A 17,692-nucleotide genomic window follows, 5' to 3' on the forward strand; every position below is an offset into this window, starting at 1 on the left:
GAGACAAAGGGTTTTTCAAATCCATAGGCGCACTGTGCAGGCCGATCAGGGCCGGCAGCAGCCAGAAACCGACGACCATCATGTCGACGATTCCGCGACGCAGTTGGCGTGTTCATGGCGTCCGGCCCACGGTGCGAGGATGAAACTGAACGCCAGACCGAGGCTTACCGACAGACCGAAATTACTCACCGCCGGCGTGCTGGAAACCGCCAGCAAACCGAACGACAGCCACGTCGTCACGGCGGCCAGCAACGTGCCCAGCAGGCTCACGGCCGCACCGCCGACTTGCTCACGCATGAGGATTGCGTAATCAACGCTGATCGCCGTCACCAGCAACAGGCCAAACAGGCTGAACAGGGTCAGCGGCTGGCCGAGCCAACCGAGGCTGGCCAGACTGCACAACGCCGCCAGCAAGGGCAGGGCGACGATCCGCAGGGCACCGGTCAAGCCGAACGGCACGATCAGCACCAACACGATCAATACGCAGGAGGCGAGTTTCAGTTCCGCCGCGCTGACCTGGGTGTGGGCGAACACTTCATTCAATTCACCGAGCCGGTCGACCAGCATCACCCCTGGCAAGTCGAGCGCCTGTACCCGCAGCAGTGCCGGATTGTTCAGGCCTTGCAGGCTGGTGATCGCCGCTACGCCGTCATCGGTCGCGCCGAGCCACAGCGTGCGATAGGGCTCGCCAAGCGGGCCGGCCAGGGCCGCGTCGATGTCTTCGGCGGGCACGGTCTGTAGCTGTTGCAGCTCGGTTTGCAACGCGCTGAGCGGTACGCCGAGGTCGAGCAGCGGCTGCCAGAACTGCGGCAGTTTGTGCAGCGCCGCGCGCACCTGCTCCTGCTGGCTTGGCGGGCTGACCAGTTGATCGAGGGCCAGATAGCCTTGCAGTTTGTCGAGGTTGACCAGTTGCTGCAGCCGCTCGCTCAAGGCTGCCTGACGCTCGAGCAACTGTTGCTGATTGGCGGCGCGCACGAGAAAGAACTGGCTGGTCGGCTGATAGCCGGTGATCCGCGCGATGGTTTGCGCTTCGTCGGTCAGGCGTTGCGGTGCGCCCACCCATTGACGGATGTCGTTCTTGCTTTGCAGTTGCAGCAGACCGCCGACACAGAAGCCGATCAGCAGCGTGAGCAGTACCGGGGTGCGCACGCGCTCAAGGAGTTTTTCCCGCAGATTGACCAGGCGTTCGGCCAGATGCAGCGGCCATTGCGCCGGGCGCAGTTCGAGGTTGTTCAGCAGCGCCGGCAACAGGCACACCGCCGACAGATAGGCACCGAGCAAGCCAGCGGCGGAGAACACCGCGATCTGCGTCAGCGCCGGGAATGGCGTCCAGGCCAGCGCCAGATAACCGATGGCGCTGGTGATCAGGCTCAAGGTCAGCCCGGGCAAGGTCAGGCGCAAGGCCGGCCAGCTGCGCCACGGCTTCAGGCTCCAGCTCTTCGACAGATAGTGCAGCGGGTAATCCACAGCCACACCGATCAGGCTGGAACCGAGCACCAACGTCATCACATGCATGTGACCGAACAGCGCCACGCAGGTCACTGCACCGAACAGCATGCCGACCAGCACCGGCACAAATGCCAGCAACACGCGCCAGCGGCGGAACGCCAGCAACAGCAAGAGCAGAATGCCAATCGTGGCGCCGCCGCCGACCCAAGTCATCTCGCGGGTCGCTTGCTGCTGGCCGTTGGCCGCGTACAGCAGACCGCTGGCGGCCAGCAGTTGCACACCGGATCGGGCGGCCTGCTCACGGCTGAGCTGGAGCAAATCCGCGACCTTCAGTGGCAGGCTCATATCGAAAGCGTCGCCGGTGGTGCGCGCGCGCAACAGCACCCAGCGCTTGCCGTCGGCATCGGCCACGAGCGTGCCGCTGCCGATATCCAGTTGCACCGCGCCGTGTTTCGGCTGGCTGTTCTGGATACGTCCGGTCAGGCCCAGCCAATCGTCCTGGCTCGGTACCAGGCTAAAACCAGTGAACGGGTCGAACAGCGCCTGCACGCGCTGCTGAATGAAGACGTCGGGGTGTTCGACCAGCAATTGCCGATCATCCGCCGACAGCATCGCCAGGCGACCTTGCAGCAACTGCGTGCGCAGCGCCGGGAGATCCGCTTGCAGGTTCCACTGCACTTTTTCGAACAGACCGCTGGCCTGCCACTGCTCGCCCAAGGTCTGCGCCATGGTCACCGCCTGCTGCCGATCAGCGTGACCGACCAGCACCAGCATTTCGCGGTTGAGCGGTTCCTGCATGCGTTGTTCGGCGCGCTGTTCGAGGGCGTCGGGGTGGGTGCCGGGCACCAGCTCCATCAAGTTGGCTGACAACGGTGCACCGTCGCGCCACTGCCAGCCGGCCAGGGCGACAACGGCCAGCAGCAGGATCAGAAACAGCCAGGGCAGTCTGCGTTCACTCGGCAAAGTCATGTTGCTCCGCGTCGCTCAACGGTTGGCCGGCGGTGCTGTCCTGCATGCGCAGTACGGTGCTGTCGCCCTGGGTTTCCAGCAGTTCGATGGTTTGCACCAGCGCGCCGCCGTCGATGTTGATCTGGTTGAACACCTGCTTGAGCAAGACCGAGCGCGGGGTCAGCGTGAGTTTCCACTGCTGCGCGTCGCCGCTCAGGGCCAGTTCGAAATCCCGTTGCAGGCCACTGCTGTCACCCTGCAGCACGGCGAGAAACAAACGGTTCTGCTCGGCACCGGCGCTCTTGTTCGGCAGCATTTGCCAGCCAGTGCCGTCACGCCGGGCGATGCCTTTGGCGGTGATGCGGTAGTCCTGCTGCAGCGGGGTTTTCAAAAGCCAGAGCAAGCCATTGTTTTTGGCGAGGACGAACGAGCCTTTGCTGATCAGCGGCTGCGGCAGGGCGCGCAGGTGTTTTTCCTGGATGAACTGGCCGTGGATCACATCCGGTTTTGCCAATTGCTCGCTGAGCTGTTGCAGGTCAAAGGCGTTGGCCAGGGTCGACATCGCCAGCAGCGCCAGCGCGCACAGGCATTTACCAAAAACATTCATCGCAGCATCCTTTCCACGGCATCGGTGAAGACTTTTGGCGAGGCCAGCTGCATCTCGCGGCTGCTGACTTCGACGGCGACCTGCACGGAGCTGGCGCGGGTCAGGCGCTCACCCGTTTGCAGGTCGGTGATCAGGTAGTTGATCTTCAGACGGTTTTCCCACTCGACCAGACTGGCGCGCACATTCAGGCGCTGACCAAACACCGCACCGCGCACATAGCGCAGTTGCAGGTCGATGATCGGCCAGGCGAACCCGGACTCGACCATGTGCGTGTAGTTGTGGCCGATCTTGTCCAGCAGGGCGCAGCGCGCCACTTCCAGGTATTTGACGTAATGGCCGTGCCAGACAACGTGCATGGTGTCGACGTCGAAGAACGGCACGAGAATTTCGGTGTCGGCATGAAGCACTCCGGCGCTACGCATGCAGCCTCCAGTGTTGTGCGGCGATGCGTTGCAGGCACAGGCGCAATTCGCCTTCCAGTGCACGGTCTTCGATGACCGGCGGGAAGTCCCTGGCCAGTTCTTCGTGCATTGCCGCCAGCGACGGTGGCAACGGCCGCGCGTCTTCGGCACGGGCGCGCAACCAGACGCCCTGGTTGGCCGCGAGCAATGTGGCGGCGGCGACCTGTTCGGTCAGTTCCAGCACGCGGATCGCATCGCGGGCGGCAATGGTGCCCATGCTCACCTTGTCCTGGTTGTGGCATTCGGTGGAGCGCGAGAAGACGCTGGCGGGCATGGTGTTTTTCAGCGCTTCGGCGGTCCAGGCGCTGGTGCCGATCTGCACCGCTTTGAAGCCGTGGTTGATCATCGCGCGATCCGCTGGCGCGCCAGACAGATTGCTCGGCAGACCGTGGTTGTAACGCTCATCGACGAGCAGGGCGAGCTGCCGGTCCAGCAGGTCAGCGACGTTGGCCACCAGGTTTTTCAGGCTGTCCATGGCGAATGCGATGTGCCCGCCGTAGAAGTGGCCGCCGTGCAAAACGCGCTCGGCTTCGGCGTCGATGATCGGGTTGTCGTTGGCGCTGTTCAGTTCGGTTTCGATGAACGAACGCAGCCAGTTCAGGCTGTCGGCCAACACGCCGAGGACATGCGGGGCGCAGCGCAGCGAATAGCGATCCTGCAGGCGATGCAGCGGCGCGGTCGGCGCGTCGATTGCCAGATCCTTGCGCAGCCATGCGGCGACCTGCATTTGCCCCGGATGCGGTTTGGCGGCGAACAGGCGCTCGTCGAAGTGCTCCGGGTTGCCTTGCAACGCGACCACGTTGAGCGCGGTGATGCGCGTGGCCAGTTGCAGCAGATAGTCGGCGCGGGCAAAGGCGAGGCAGGCGAGGCCGGTCATCACCGCGGTGCCGTTCATCAGCGCCAGCGCTTCTTTCGGGCGCAGTACCAACGGTGTCCAGCCGAGTTCGCGGTGTACATCGCCAGCCTGGCGGCGCTCACCACGGAACATCACTTCACGCTCGCCGGAGAGGGTCGCGGCAACATAGGACAGCGGCGTCAGATCGCCACTGGCGCCGACCGAGCCTTCTTCGGGAATCAGCGGCAGGATGTCGTATTCAAGGAACGCATGCAGACGCTCCAGCAGTTCAATGCGCACACCGGACACGCCGTGGCACAGCGACTGCAGACGCGCGGCGAGCACCGCGCGCGTGGCTTGTGCGTCGAGCAGCTTGCCCAGCCCGCAGCCGTGGAATGTGTAGAGGTGACGCGGCAACGCTTCAACGTGATGGAACGGCACCGCGACCACGCAGGAGTCACCATAACCGGTGGTGACGCCGTAAATAACGCCTTCCTTGTCCAGCAGTGAATCGAGGAACCGCGCGCCTTTGGCAATGCGCTCGCGGTACTCGGCGTCGCCCTGCAACTGCACGGGCGCCTGACGGTTGGCCAGGGCCAGCACGTCTTCGATGCGCAAAGGGCGTTCGCCGAAGGTTACCGGCTCATGGGTTGGCGTCGTCATCGGTCTTCCAGAAAGGGTAAAAGTTGAACCATTGTTGCGGCGCTTCGAGACAATAGTGACTCAGGCGCTGCGCATAGCGGGTGACCCACTGATGAATGACCTGCTCGCGCTCGCTGCGTTTCCACACCACGGTGTCGGCGAAGGGCTCGAGGGTCAGGCGATAGTGGCCGTCCGGTTGTTTCAGGCACATCAGCAGATTGACCGGGCATTTGAGCAGACCCGCCAGCAGCCACGGGCCCTGCGGGAAGGGCGCCGGGTGGCCGAGGAAATCGACGGTCACGCTGCGTCCACCGTGCAGCGGCACGCGGTCGCCGGCAATCGCCAGCCACTCACCGCGTTCCAGACGTTCGTGCAGTTGCAGCATGATCACCGGGTCGAGTTCGCTGACCTGAATCAGGCGCAGATTGGTCGCCCCGGCTTCACCGAGCAGGCGGTTGAATTGCTCCGCGTGTTTGGTATGCACCAGCACATTCATGGTGACCTTTTCGCCGATCTCCGCGAGTGCGCGGCACACTTCGAGGTTGCCCAGGTGCGCGCCGACCAGCAGTTGTCCACGACTGCCGCGCAATTGATTGCGCAGCAGCGCCGGGTCGATGATTTCGATCTGCTCGATGCTCAGCTTGCCGTTCCACACGTCAAGCTTGTCGAGCATCGAATCGGCAAAGGCCATGAACTGGCCGAACACCCGCCATTGCGTAGGGCGCAAGTCCTTGCGCTGACTCCACTCGGCGAGGCGTTGCTGGTATTGCCAGGCACTGCGCCGAGCCGTGCGACCGAAGAGGAAAAAATACAGCACGATACCGTACAGCAACGGGCTGAGCAGGCGTCGGCCCAACACCTTGGCGGCGAACGCAGTGAGTTTCATCAGCAGGAAACTGCCGCGCTCTTCGCGGTCGGCCCAGTGCTTCTTGTCGACTTCGTCGGTCATGCTTGCCACCGTCGCCAGAGAATCACGGGAAGGCGCAGCAACATGCCGAAGAACAGCCGCGTATGCATGCTCGAAATCAGCGCGTTGTCGTGGAACAGACGGAAGTGCGAGACGCCGTCCAGCGGGTAGTGCACGCTGGTTTGCAGCCAGCGCATCGGCTGATTGCGCCACGACAGGCGCACGAGAATGTCCGAGTCGAAATCCATGCGCTTGCCGACTTTCGCCGAGTTGATGACCGCCAGCGTGGGGACCAGTGGATAGACGCGAAAGCCGCACATTGAATCGCGAATCTGCAGCGAGAGCGTGTTGATCCATACCATCACGTGGGTCAGGTAGCGCGCATACAAGCGGCCCTTGGGCACGCTCTCATCGAACAGCGGATAACCACAGATCAACGCCTCGGGACAGGCGCGGGACGCTTCGACAAAACGCGCGACGTCATGCAGGTCGTGCTGACCATCGGCGTCGACCTGCAGTGCATGGCTGAAGCCCAGTCGCGAGGCTTCGCGCAAACCGGTCATTACCGCGCCGCCCTTGCCTTGATTGGCGGTCAGGCGCACCAGATACACGTGATCGCGCTCGGCCAGCGCATCGAGCACTTTTGCGCAGGATGGCGTGCTGGCGTCGTCCACCAGAATGCACGGCAGCTTTTGCGCGAGCAGGGCGTCGATCACGGTGCTGATCGCGGTTTCGTGGTTGTAGACCGGGATGACGGCGCAGGGGTTATGCATGGGCAGCTCCCAGCAGAATCCGTCCACTGGAGCAGGTCGCCGTGTCATTGCGATAAGCGAAATACAGTTTGCTGCGCTCGGGATCAAAGCGCAGGTGCAACTGGACTTCATCGCCGGGGCGCACCAGTTGCTGGAATTTCAGCACTTCCATGCCGGCGAACGCGCCTGTCAGGTTCAGCAATTGCCGGCCAAGATTCAGCGCCCATTCCACCTGCACGACGCCTGGCAGCACCGGGGCCTTGGGGAAGTGCCCGCTGAAATACGCCAGGTCCGCCGGCACGCTCAGTTGCAGGCTCCATTCACCGTCAGTCTCGACTTGTTCCAGCACCTCGGGCGCTTTCGGTCGCGGGGCAATCAGCAACGCTTCGACATCGGCCTGAGGCAGTTTGCCCTGGCTGTTCAGCGGCAATTGCCGCAGCAGACGCCAGCGCCGTGGCAGCGCCAGGGCCTCGCAGTGTTGGCTGAGATGCTTGCGCAGGCTTTCCGTCAGGCCGCGCCGGCCGTGTTCACGCAAAGCAAACAGACCGGGCTCGCTGAGCACCAGCAATGCGCCAAGGGAGGCGCGATTTTCCTGCACTACACCCAGACGCGCTTCGGCGACCCAATCATGGGCGACCAAGGCTTGTTCCAGCATCGGCAGGGAGATGCGTTTTTCTTCGAGTTTGACGATCCGGTCCAGTCGTCCGAGCAGTTCGAAGCGACCATCGGCGCCAATGCGCACGGCATCTGCGGTGTGTTCGATATGGCCGGCGGGCAGGTAGGGCGAGGCGACCAGCAGCGCGCCGTCGTTGTCCTGGCTTAGCGCTACACCGGCAAACGGTTGCCACAGCGGCTGGCCCTGACGCCAGGCGATACCACCGGTTTCCGAGCTGCCGAGAATTTCGGTCGGCCACTGTTGCAGGCGTTGCTGCAGGCGTTGCGCGGCTTCAACAGGCAGCGCACCGCCGGAGGAAAACACCCGGCGCACAGCGCTGAGGGCCGGCCAGTCGAGGTTGTCGCCCATGCGCTTGAGCAGTGCCGGGCTGGCAACCCAGGCGAAAGCCGCATGCTCGCGGCTGGCACGCTGCAAGTCTTCGGGAAACGCGAGTTGCTTACGCACGAACGAACGCCCGGCGCACAGCGGCCACAGCACACGAAACAGCAAACCGTAGATATGTTGGGTGGCAACACTGCCGATGATGCAGGCTTCGCCGAGGTCGGCGCCCCACAGCTGTTCCAGCGCCTCGACCTCGTTGGCCAGTTGGCGCAAGGTCTTGTCGATGCGTTTGGGCTCACCACTGGAGCCGGAGGTGCACAGGCTCAACTGACATTGATCGAGACTCAGCTCGGCGCCGGGCAATGGCGGCTGCTGAACGTCGAGCAAACGTGCGTCACCGGCTTGATCGGTCAGCCACAGATCGACGTCGTTCGACCAGCGCTGACGCGTCTGGGGCTGCAGGTCCGAAGGCAGCAGAACGCTGACCCCCGCACGCCACGCACCGAGCAGGGCGATGGCCAGTTCTGCGGCATCTTCCAGATGCACGGCCACACGCTTCACGCCTTGCGCCTGCAGCCCGGCGGCGAAGTGCAGCGCCTGTGTGCACAGTTGCGCGTGATCAAGTGCCGGTGCGTGGCTGACTGCCCGCGCCGGTCGGGTCTTGAGCAACAGCTGCTCAAGTTTTATCCAGTTCATGTACGGCCTCTTACCCGTTGTCGTATCAGCCATTCAATGGCAAACATCAGGCCGATCAATCCATAGGAGATCAGGCCGGTGTACAACATCCACCAATTCAGCGGCGCCCACAGGGTCAGGAGGGCGGCGCACAAACCGTTGCAAAAGAAAAACACGCTCCAGGCCATGGTGACCTTGCGTGTGTAACGAATCGCGATCTCCGGCAGCTCTGGCTCACGCAAACGCGCCAGTCGTTCGACCATCGGTGGCCCGAATTTCAGGCTCAGGCTGAACAGCACCAGCATGAAGCCGCTGATCAGCACCGGGTACCAGCGCAACAGCAGCGGGCTGTCGAACAGCGCCAGCAGCAGGCAGAACACAATGGCCACGCCGGCCATCCACAGGCTGCCGGGTTTTCGTTCGCCGGTCAGTGCCCGCGCCAGCCACAGGCTGCCCAGCAGCAGACCGAACTGCCATGGAGCAAAATGCTCCATGCCGAAATACACCGCAAAGGGGTAGAGCAGACCGGCCAGCAGCAGCCCGAGGCCGATCAATCGGCTCATGCGGCCGGTTCAACCAGACGGTAGACCGCCTCGACCACGTCACCGACCGTGCGCACTGATTTGAATTCTTCGGCAGCGATTTTCTTGCCGGTCTGGCGCTTGATGTGATCGATCAGATCGACCGCGTCGATGCTGTCGATTTCCAGATCCTGATACAGGTTGGCGTCCAGGCTCACACGGGCCGGGTCCAGTTCGAACAGCTCGACCAAGGCATCGCGCAGGGTGTTAAAAATATCGTCACGAGTTTGCATGGTCCGGTCTCAAGCTGCCTGTTTTGCCGTGACGAACGCCGCAAGGCTGGCCACGTTGGTGAAATGGTTGCGGGTGTCCTTGGCGTCGGCGTCGATTTTGATGCCGTACTTTTTCTGGATCGCCAGACCCAGTTCCAGCGCGTCGACGGAATCCAGGCCCAGGCCTTCGCCGAACAGCGTCTGCTCATCGCCGATGTCTTCGGCGCTGATGTCTTCGAGGCCGAGGGCGTCGATGATCAGCAGTTTGATGTCCTGCAGGCTAGGGGTTTTCAGATCGCTCATCTTCGGCGAGCTCCTTAATGAAGTAAGAATGCAAATAATCGTTGAGCTTGCGCGATGCCTGCGGTGCAGGGCCTTGCGCGGCGAATGTCTGTGGATCTATATCGGCCCCGACGCGAAAACTGAAATGCACGCGGCGGCTGGGAATGCGATACCAGGGCTCGGCTTTGGTCAGGGTGGTCGGGCTGACCTTGATGATCACCGGGGTGAGGATTTTCGCACCGCGCAGGGCGATCGCCGCCGCGCCCCGATGAAAGGCTGGCGCCTGCCCCGGCTGGGTGCGCGTGCCTTCGGGGAAAATGATCAGGGTCTGGCCGTTCTGCAGCGACTCGGCGGCGGCATCGAGCATGTCCATGCTGCCGTCGTTGCTGATGTATTCGGTGCGGCGCAGCGGGCCACGGGTGAAGGGGTTTTCCCACAGGCTTTTCTTCACCACGCAATTGGCCTGGCGTACCAGGCCGATGAGAAATACCACGTCGATCAGCGACGGGTGATTGGCGATGATCATCTGCCCCGGCCGACCGAGGCGTTCGGCACCCTGAATGTCATAGGTCAGCACGCCGGTGCGGGCCATGAACCGCACGAAAAACCAGAACAGCCGACTGACGGTCTGCCGCGCACGCTGGCGATGTCTGAGCGCGTCACCGGGCAGGCAGCCCAGCAGCGGAAACACCAGCACGCGCAGGCACAGCCCGCCGAGCCCGAACAGGGCGAAGCTTGCAGCGGTGGCCAGCAGGCGCCAGTAATAGGCGTCGCGGTTCTTCTCGATCACGGGTTGCGTTGCCAGGTCCATACACGATTTTTCCAGGCATGTCGGCAAAGGGTTTGCTGGCCGAGCAGGGTTCGCAGCAGATTGAGCGCGTGGGGCCATTGCGCGTTGGACAGTGCTTCTGAGGGGCTGTTCAGGGTGAGCCGCCAGTCGGTACCGGGGGTGAGAAGCAGGCCTACGGCATACGGAAACGGCACGTCATCGATCCACTTCGAGTAGGCGACGGGCGGCTGTTCTTCGGTGATCACCAGCAACACGGCGGGGGCGCCTTCATTCAATAAGGCGGCAGCTTCGAGCATGCCGTGTTCGAGGCCGTCGCCCGCTGCCGCGAGGGCGGTCATTTCGCTGGTTTCGCCGCGCATGATCGACCACAGGCCGATGATTGCGTTGTGCACCGAAAGGCTGAACTGGGTGGGCGACAGCGGTTCGTCCCGGGCCAGATCGCTGAGGATTTCGTAAGTGCGCGGGGTTTCGCCGTGACGGGAGACGAACACCAGCGGCAGGTTGTCCCGTCCGTCGGCCAGCGGCCAGCCGACACTGAAAGCCATTCGGGCCAGGCGGCTGAGGCGGCGACGCTGCATGGCCGGCAAAAACGACACATCGGGCGCGGCATCACTGCTCTGGAGCACCACCGGTTGGCGGCTCCAGGCCTGCCAGGCGTCCACGCTGTCGAGCCCGGGGGCCCACGCGCGCCATTGGGCGATGTTGAAGTTGATCACGGACATTTCATCCCGCCCCTGCGGGCTTGTGTTGACGCATTGGAGTCGCCGGGCCGCAGCAGGCTTGACGTGGCGCTTGGCGCCGAGTGGCGCGCATTATCCCGGTGCGACGAGTGTGTAGCAAATGCTGGTTACATTTTGTGCAACGAAATGTACCGAACCGTTCACTGAAAAACTGTCACTTGGCCATTATCCAGATTGTGAGCGACCTGTCTGTCAGGCATCTCAGCGCGCACTGGCAGTTTTTACCTGGCCTGCACTCGGATATGGCCTCTGACTCTGTAGTCCGTGTCCGTGAAGGTGGCGAAGCGAGGCCGCGCGCATCTACACTCGGTCATTCTTTGATACACGGAGGTTTGGTCATGCGGCGCGTGGTGTTCAATCAGAAAGGTGGCGTAGGCAAATCCAGCATTGCCTGCAATCTGGCGGCGGTCAGCGCCAGCGAGGGGTATCGCACGTTGTTGGTCGACCTCGATGCCCAGGCCAACTCCACTCAGTATCTGACCGGGCTCACCGGCGACGACATACCGATGGGCATTGCCGACTTCTTCAAGCAGACCCTGTCTTCAGGGCCGTTCTCGAAGAAGAATCAGGCCGACATCTATGAAACCCCGTTCGACAACCTGCACATCATCACGGCGACCGCCGAGCTGGCTGACCTGCAGCCCAAGCTTGAGGCCAAGCACAAGATCAACAAGCTGCGTAAGTTGCTGGATGAACTGTCCGAGGATTACGACCGGATCTACCTTGATACCCCGCCAGCCCTGAATTTCTATGCGGTATCGGCGCTGATCGCCGCTGATCGGGTGTTGATCCCTTTCGACTGTGACAGTTTTTCACGGCAGGCCCTGTACGGACTCATCGCGGAAATCGAAGAGCTGAAGGAAGACCACAACGAAGGTCTGGAAGTCGAAGGCATCGTGGTCAACCAGTTCCAGGCCCGGGCCAGTTTGCCTCAGCAGATACTCGATGAGCTGATTGCCGAGGGTTTGCCGGTGTTGCCGGTGTACCTGAGCAGTTCGGTACGCATGCGCGAGTCGCACCAGGCCAGCATGCCGCTGATCCACCTCGATCCGCGCCACAAGCTGACCCAGCAATTTGTCGAACTGCATAACCTGCTCGAAGATCACTGATCTCCTGCATCGCCCCCAAATCCCCACTGTGGGAGCGGGCTTGCTCGCGAAGGCGCCGGGTCAGCCAACATCAATGTTGAATGGCACACTGCTTTCGCGAGCAAGCCCGCTCCCACAATTGGATCGGTGTTGGGTCAGATGCCCTGGCTGCGCAACCACGCCATCAACTGCGGCAACGGCAACGCGCCACTCTGCCGGGCCACCTCCCGGCCGTTCCTGAACAGAATCAGACTCGGAATCGAGCGAATCCCCAACTGCGCCGACAACTGCTGATTCGCCTCGCTGTCCAGTTTGGCCAACCTGCACTTGCCGGCCAACTGTGCCGCTGCCTGCTCGAACACTGGCGCAAACGACTTGCACGGCCCGCACCACTGCGCCCAGACATCCACCAGTAACGGCAGATCACCCTTGATCTGGCTGGCGTAATCGCCTTGCTTGAGTTCGAACGGTTTGTTCAGCAGCACGGCGGATTTGCAGCGACCGCACTTGGGCTGATCCGCAAGGCGCTCAGCAGGAATGCGGTTGAGAGCGTTGCAGGAGGGGCAGGGGATGAGGAGTGGGGTAGTCATGATGCGTTCTCTGATAGGCAGTCTATGCTAGCGGTGGGAATTTCAGCCGGAGTCTGGGTTTGGCGGTGACCATTACTGGCCACGAAACCAATGGTGTAGTGGTGTGTAATCAGGTTCGCAGTTTTGACATCGAACAACGGGTAAAAGAAGGTACGGCCAAATTCATCGAGCGACTGGATGACGTGACAATGTCTGACATCGTCGACCGTGTAATCAGTGCAATCGACCCGCTAAGCTGAAGCGCCTACGAAGAACAACTGATCTCCAGGTGCTTGCCCCACTCCGGAGGCCGCTCGGCGTAACTTTCCATCCCCGGCTGCTCTTCAAACGGTTTGCTCAATACCGCATGCAGTCGGCGTACCTCCGAGTAATCCCCTTGCTCTGCCGCATCGATAGCTTTCTGCGCCAGGTAATTGCGCAGGATGTACAGCGGATTGACCGCATGCATCCGCGCGCGGCGCTGCGTTTGATCAGCGTCGCCGTCACGGGCAACCCGGGCGACGTAGCGTTCGCCCCAGGCATCAAAGCCCTTGATATCGACGAAGTCATCACGCAATCGGGCGACGGCCTGTTCGGCGGATTCTTCACCCAATCGGCGGAAGAACAGCGTGTAGTCGACGCCGCTGTTCTGCATCAGTTGCAGCAGATCCTCCAGCAGTTTCTGGTCGTTGTCTTCAGCGGTGGTGAAGCCGAAGCGCCGGCGCATCAGATCAAGGTAATGCGCCTGGAACAGCGGCAGGTAGAGGCCGAGGGTTTCGCGCAGGGCTTCGACGCTGATGAAAGGCGTCAGTGCCTGCGCCAGTGCGCTGAGGTTCCACTGGCCGACCGGCACCTGATTGCTGAACGAGTAGCGGCCCTGATCATCCGAGTGGTTGCAGATGAAATTGGTGTCGAAGTCGTCGAGGAAGGCGAACGGGCCGAAGTCGAAGGTGATGCCGAGGATCGACATGTTGTCAGTGTTCATCACGCCGTGGCAGAAACCGTAGGCCTGCCACTTGGCGATCAGTTCGGCGTTGCGCTCGACGATCTCGCGGAACATCGCCAGATACGGTTCCGGCTGTTCCAGGCATTCCGGGAAATGCATCGCCAGCACGTGTTCGCCGAGTTCTTTCTGCTGCTCGGGGCGTTTGGTGTAGTAGAAATATTCGAAGTGGCCAAACCGGATGTGGCTTGGCGCCAGCCGTAGCACCATCGCCGCACGTTCCTGCTTTTCGCGCCAGACCGGGGTGTCGGAGCCGATCACGCAGGCCGCGCGGGAGGACGGAATGTTCAGCGCGTACAAGGCTTCGGAAGCAAGGAATTCGCGAATCGACGAACGCAGCACCGCACGCCCGTCACCCATGCGCGAAAACGGCGTCTGCCCGGCGCCCTTGAGGTGCAAGTCCCAGTGCTCGCCGGCGGAGTTGTAGACCTCGCCCAACAGCAGCCCGCGACCATCGCCCAGTTGCGGCGTGTAGCCGCCGAACTGATGCCCGGAATAGACCATCGCTCGCGGCTCGGCATCAGCCCACAGCTTGTGGCCGCCAAACAGTTCGGCAAATTCCCCGGTTTCGGCTGTGGCAGAGTCGAGATCGAGCAAGGCCAGCGCCGCCGGGCTGGCGACGACCAGGCGCGGGTTGTCGATGGGCTCGGGCAGCACGTGGGCGGAGAACGCATCGCCGAGGCGCGCGAAGCGATTGTCGAAGGTCAGTTCGTCGAGGGCTTTCAAGGGCCGGCTCCAGCAGAATGTCCGAGCATTCTGCTGGGAATAGACCGGTTAGTCGAGCTTGGCCGGCGGCGGCTCTTGCAATGGTTTCTGATCGTCGGGGATCGGCACGATGGTTTTTGTTTCGGGCTCGATGGGCACCATCTTGTATTCCTGACCTTGCAGGTTCTTCAGGTAAATCTCCATCTGGCGGAACGAGATATTGATGTGCTGCTTCTTGAACTCGCGGTTGATGAAGCGGTTGACCTCATCGAGCACCGGGTTACGGTCGCCCAGATCGCGCACGTGCATGCGCAACTCGTGATCGAGGGTGCTTTCGCCGAAATTGAGGAAGTACACGTGCGGCTCCGGCTCTTTCAGCACGCGCGGATTCTCACGGGCAGCCTTGAGCAGCAGCTCTTTGACCAGATCGAGGTCGGAGCCGTAATCGACGCCGAGTTTCAGGGTCACGCGGGTGATGGTGTCGGTCAGCGACCAGTTGATCAATTGCCCGGTGATGAACGTCTTGTTCGGGACAATGATGTCCTTGCGGTCGAAGTCGGTGATGGTCGTGGCGCGGATGCGGATCTTGCTCACCGTGCCCGACAGGTTGCCGATGGTGATGGTGTCACCGATGCGCACCGGACGTTCGAACAGAATCATGATGCCGGAGATGAAGTTCGCAAAAATCTCCTGCATACCGAAACCGAGGCCCACCGACAGCGCCGCCACCAGCCATTGCAACTTGTCCCAGCTCACGCCGAGGGTCGACAGGGTCGAGACGAAGCCGACGCCGGCGATCACATACGACAACAGCGTCGTGGTCGCGTAGGCACTGCCTTGGGCCAGATTGAGCTTGGACAGCACGAACACTTCCAGCAGGCCGGGCAGGTTGCGCGCGAGGGCGAAGGTGATGCCGATGATGATCAGCGCGCCGAGCATGTCGCCGATGCTGATCGGCACCATGCTCATGTTGGCGCCGGTGCCGCTGGTGTATTCGTAGAGGGTGATGTTGTCGAGGTACGAGAACACCGAAATCAGGTCCGACCAGACCCAGTACAGCGCGGCGATGAAACCGCCGAGCAGGGCGAGACGGATCAGGCGCAGCGACTGTTCGTTGACCTTTTCGATGTCCAGGGTTGGCTCTTCGATCACCGTCTCGCCGTCGCCGGCCTCTTTCGCTGCCTGACGTTTGGCCAAGGCACGCTGGTAGGCGAGGCGTCGCGCGGCAACGCTCAGACCACGGACGAAGGTGGCTTCGATCACCAGCCAGAACATCAGCAGGTACAGAGTGTTGATCAAGCGGTCGCTGAGTTTCAGCGCGGTGTAGTAGTAGCCGAAGCACACCGCGACGAACAGGGCGATGGGCAGCAAGGTGAACATCACGCCGACCGCTTTGCGAAACAGAGAAGTGTTTTCGTGAGCCGGGCTGCTGATCAACAGACGACTGAGCAGCCACGCCATCAGGGCGTAGCAGGTCAGCACGACGGGCATGCCGAGCACGTCGTCGGCCAGCGCCGCCGGTTGCAGTTCGGCGACGGCCACAATGGTCACCAGCGCCATCACCACCAGGCCGAGTCGACGAATCCAGCCCTGCAGGAATTCAACCTGGGGTTTTTCCCAGCGGAAGTGCAGTTCGGCCACGCCGCCCGGCGCCAGAATCCGGTAAGCGGTATAGAACACCAGCCACGCCTGACCCATTTGCAGCAGGGCCGCGCCCATGTTGGCGTTCTGCCCACGGGCATCGATCTGCAAGGCCAGACCGCACAGCGCGAGGCCAAGGGCTACCGGCATCGCCAGCAGAATATTGATCAGGATTGCCTGCGGCGTGTGCCACTGGCTGTCACGCTTGAAGTGGCCGATGTCCTGGTGAACCTTGTTCAGCCGCGCGTAGAGATTCTTGCGCCGCCACAGCAGTGCGCCGATCAGCAGCGCCAGCGGCAGGAACAGCAGTGGACGCTGGGTCAGGCCGTCGGTCAATTCGCTCAGGCTGGAGGCCCACGGCAGGGTGTCGACCTGACGTTTCAGGCGCTCCGGCACACCGCGCATCCATTCCAGGTCCAGCGGCTTGTTGCTCGGAATCCAGAACATCTGCTCGTCGAGGGTCGCACGCAGGCTCTGTGCGGTGCTCAGCAGTTGTTTCTGGTTGAGTTGCAGGGTGATCGATTCGTTGAGTACCGCGCTCAGTTCACGGTTCAGTCGCTCCAGCAGGTCGGCACGGGTGTTGGCCAGGTCCAGCAGGCTTTTGCGCAGCTGCGGGGTGATTTGTTCCGGCGGTTGCGTGGCGAGCAGGTTGTCGACGTAGGTCGACGGGTTGCTCAGCAGTTCACGCTGCTGGCTGACTTCAAATTGATAGAGACGAATGTCGGCGATCTGGTCCGCCAGATCGCGGTCGACCTTGAGGCGTGGCAATGCCTGCTTCTGCTTATAGAGAATCTTCGACAGCAGCAGGCTGCCCTTGAGCACGTTGATCTGCTCATCGAGAGCCGAATCGCTCTGGGTCAGGCTGTCGAGTTGCTGTTTGGTCTGCAGGTTCTGCTGGGTGACTTCGTTGAGACGGTCGGTACTCTTGAGCAGGTAGTCGGACAGCTTGAGGTTGGCGGTGCTTTCACTGGCGAGCAGGCTGCTGCCGCCGGCCTTTTGCGCTTCGATGGATTGCTGGGTAACGGTTTCCTGAGACTGCGCCAGACGCTTCTGGTTGATCAGGGTCTGCAGTTCCTGGATCTCGCGGTCGAGGCGGTCGGACTTCTCCGAGAGCAAGTCATGCTGGGAGTTGCCCAAGTCCTGCAACTGACTGTTGCCGGCCAGTTCCTGGCGACGCAATGGGATCAGCGCGTTCAACGCAGCCAGCTCGGCGCTCAATTGATCGCGCTGTTCGGCGCTGACGGTTTTGCCCGCGTCCTTGCCGGATTTGAGGATGTTGTTGATCTGCTGAATGCGCGTCTGGCTGGCGGAAATTTCCGCTTGAGCGCGCTCGGGACGCGTCTGCGCGGTGATGATCAGGCTGTTGGCGTCGGCCAGGGCCTTTTGCAGATCACTTTGCTGGGTGGAGCGATCAGTCAGGATTTGCTCCAGTTGCTGAATCGACTCCCTGGGGAAGCGCTGCGCCACCGGCACCACGGTCGTCGCCTTGAGCCGAGTCAGCTCGCGGGTGTTCTCGATGGTCTGCTTGGGCGCGGTCGCCAGTTGCTGCTTGAGATCGATCAGCTTCTGCTCGTAATCGCGCTGATTATTGAGCTGATTGAGTGTGTTCTGCAGGACGGTCTGCAGGGTCTTTTTATCGGCATCCGGCAGTTTGCTGTCGGCAAGTTTTTCCAGGCTGGCCTGTACGGCTTCGCTGGAGGGTGGTTCGGCGGCGTACAGCGGGCCGACAGTGAGACTCAGGCCCAGCAGGGCCGCGGCGAAAAATGAGCGCAGGGTAGGCATAGAGACCGGTCAAGCAAGTGAGAGTG

Annotated in this window: 16 protein-coding genes and 1 pseudogene; 2 read left to right on the plus strand and 15 right to left on the minus strand. The window is 62.0% G+C overall.

Features of this window, described 5'->3' with window-relative positions; genetic code table 11:
• Nucleotides 1-78 precede the first annotated feature (78 nt).
• The 12 genes from AACY19_RS04615 to AACY19_RS04670 are packed head-to-tail and all read right to left on the minus strand — an operon-like array spanning nucleotide 79 to nucleotide 10,860.
• Nucleotides 79-2,418, minus strand: coding sequence for an MMPL family transporter (locus AACY19_RS04615; RefSeq protein ID WP_339448381.1), 2,340 nt, complete (start codon nucleotides 2,416-2,418; stop codon nucleotides 79-81).
• Nucleotides 2,402-3,004 (minus strand): outer membrane lipoprotein carrier protein LolA, encoded by a 603-nt coding sequence (locus tag AACY19_RS04620; RefSeq protein ID WP_339448382.1) that lies wholly within the window; start codon nucleotides 3,002-3,004, stop codon nucleotides 2,402-2,404. The genes AACY19_RS04615 and AACY19_RS04620 overlap by 17 nt, the downstream gene beginning before the upstream one ends.
• Complete coding sequence (locus AACY19_RS04625) at nucleotides 3,001-3,426, minus strand: acyl-CoA thioesterase (RefSeq protein ID WP_108224348.1); 426 nt, start codon at nucleotides 3,424-3,426, stop codon at nucleotides 3,001-3,003. Before AACY19_RS04625 ends, AACY19_RS04620 begins: the two co-directional genes overlap by 4 nt.
• Complete coding sequence (locus tag AACY19_RS04630; RefSeq protein WP_339448386.1) at nucleotides 3,419-4,963, minus strand: HAL/PAL/TAL family ammonia-lyase; 1,545 nt, start codon at nucleotides 4,961-4,963, stop codon at nucleotides 3,419-3,421. The genes AACY19_RS04625 and AACY19_RS04630 overlap by 8 nt, the downstream gene beginning before the upstream one ends.
• A complete protein-coding gene (locus tag AACY19_RS04635; protein ID WP_339448388.1) occupies nucleotides 4,944-5,891 on the minus strand; it encodes an LpxL/LpxP family acyltransferase in 948 nt (315 codons plus the stop codon). Before AACY19_RS04635 ends, AACY19_RS04630 begins: the two co-directional genes overlap by 20 nt.
• Nucleotides 5,888-6,622 carry a glycosyltransferase family 2 protein gene (locus AACY19_RS04640; RefSeq protein ID WP_339448390.1) on the minus strand — a complete coding sequence of 245 codons (735 nt, stop codon included), beginning with the start codon at nucleotides 6,620-6,622 and terminating at the stop codon, nucleotides 5,888-5,890. The genes AACY19_RS04635 and AACY19_RS04640 overlap by 4 nt, the downstream gene beginning before the upstream one ends.
• Complete coding sequence (locus tag AACY19_RS04645; protein ID WP_339448392.1) at nucleotides 6,615-8,294, minus strand: AMP-binding protein; 1,680 nt, start codon at nucleotides 8,292-8,294, stop codon at nucleotides 6,615-6,617. The genes AACY19_RS04640 and AACY19_RS04645 overlap by 8 nt, the downstream gene beginning before the upstream one ends.
• Nucleotides 8,291-8,836 (minus strand): hypothetical protein, encoded by a 546-nt coding sequence (locus tag AACY19_RS04650; RefSeq protein WP_339448394.1) that lies wholly within the window; start codon nucleotides 8,834-8,836, stop codon nucleotides 8,291-8,293. The genes AACY19_RS04645 and AACY19_RS04650 overlap by 4 nt, the downstream gene beginning before the upstream one ends.
• A complete protein-coding gene (locus AACY19_RS04655) occupies nucleotides 8,833-9,087 on the minus strand; it encodes an acyl carrier protein (RefSeq protein ID WP_339448396.1) in 255 nt (84 codons plus the stop codon). The genes AACY19_RS04650 and AACY19_RS04655 overlap by 4 nt, the downstream gene beginning before the upstream one ends.
• A gap of 9 nt (nucleotides 9,088-9,096) precedes the next feature.
• A complete protein-coding gene (locus AACY19_RS04660; RefSeq protein WP_339448398.1) occupies nucleotides 9,097-9,369 on the minus strand; it encodes a phosphopantetheine-binding protein in 273 nt (90 codons plus the stop codon).
• A complete protein-coding gene (locus AACY19_RS04665; RefSeq protein WP_339448400.1) occupies nucleotides 9,347-10,159 on the minus strand; it encodes a lysophospholipid acyltransferase family protein in 813 nt (270 codons plus the stop codon). The genes AACY19_RS04660 and AACY19_RS04665 overlap by 23 nt, the downstream gene beginning before the upstream one ends.
• Entirely contained in the window at nucleotides 10,135-10,860 is a 726-nt protein-coding gene (locus AACY19_RS04670; RefSeq protein WP_339448402.1) for a beta-ketoacyl synthase chain length factor, read from the minus strand. The genes AACY19_RS04665 and AACY19_RS04670 overlap by 25 nt, the downstream gene beginning before the upstream one ends.
• 356 nt (nucleotides 10,861-11,216) lie before the next feature.
• Between AACY19_RS04670 and AACY19_RS04675 the strand changes: the two genes are divergently transcribed.
• Nucleotides 11,217-11,987, plus strand: a complete 771-nt coding sequence (locus AACY19_RS04675; RefSeq protein ID WP_339448404.1) for a ParA family protein — start codon at nucleotides 11,217-11,219, stop codon at nucleotides 11,985-11,987.
• A gap of 134 nt (nucleotides 11,988-12,121) precedes the next feature.
• Here AACY19_RS04675 and trxC read toward each other — a convergent pair whose 3' ends face one another.
• Nucleotides 12,122-12,556 carry a thioredoxin TrxC gene (gene trxC / locus AACY19_RS04680; RefSeq protein WP_339448406.1) on the minus strand — a complete coding sequence of 145 codons (435 nt, stop codon included), beginning with the start codon at nucleotides 12,554-12,556 and terminating at the stop codon, nucleotides 12,122-12,124.
• A 41-nt stretch (nucleotides 12,557-12,597) separates the two neighbouring features.
• On the opposite strand from trxC, the pseudogene AACY19_RS04685 reads away from it, so the two are divergent.
• Nucleotides 12,598-12,795, plus strand: a pseudogene (locus tag AACY19_RS04685) (type II toxin-antitoxin system PemK/MazF family toxin); the annotation flags it as partial.
• A 5-nt stretch (nucleotides 12,796-12,800) separates the two neighbouring features.
• Here the strand turns inward: AACY19_RS04685 and selO are convergent.
• Nucleotides 12,801-14,264 carry a protein adenylyltransferase SelO gene (gene selO, locus AACY19_RS04690; RefSeq protein WP_339448408.1) on the minus strand — a complete coding sequence of 488 codons (1,464 nt, stop codon included), beginning with the start codon at nucleotides 14,262-14,264 and terminating at the stop codon, nucleotides 12,801-12,803.
• A 48-nt stretch (nucleotides 14,265-14,312) separates the two neighbouring features.
• The gene (mscK, locus tag AACY19_RS04695; protein ID WP_339448410.1) at nucleotides 14,313-17,666 is read right to left on the minus strand and encodes a mechanosensitive channel MscK; all 3,354 of its coding nucleotides are present in this window, start codon (nucleotides 17,664-17,666) and stop codon (nucleotides 14,313-14,315) included.
• Nucleotides 17,667-17,692: the final 26 nt, after the last annotated feature.

Origin of the sequence: Pseudomonas sp. EA_5y_Pfl2_R50 (genome assembly GCF_963970475.1) — a bacterium.
GTDB lineage: Bacteria > Pseudomonadota > Gammaproteobacteria > Pseudomonadales > Pseudomonadaceae > Aquipseudomonas.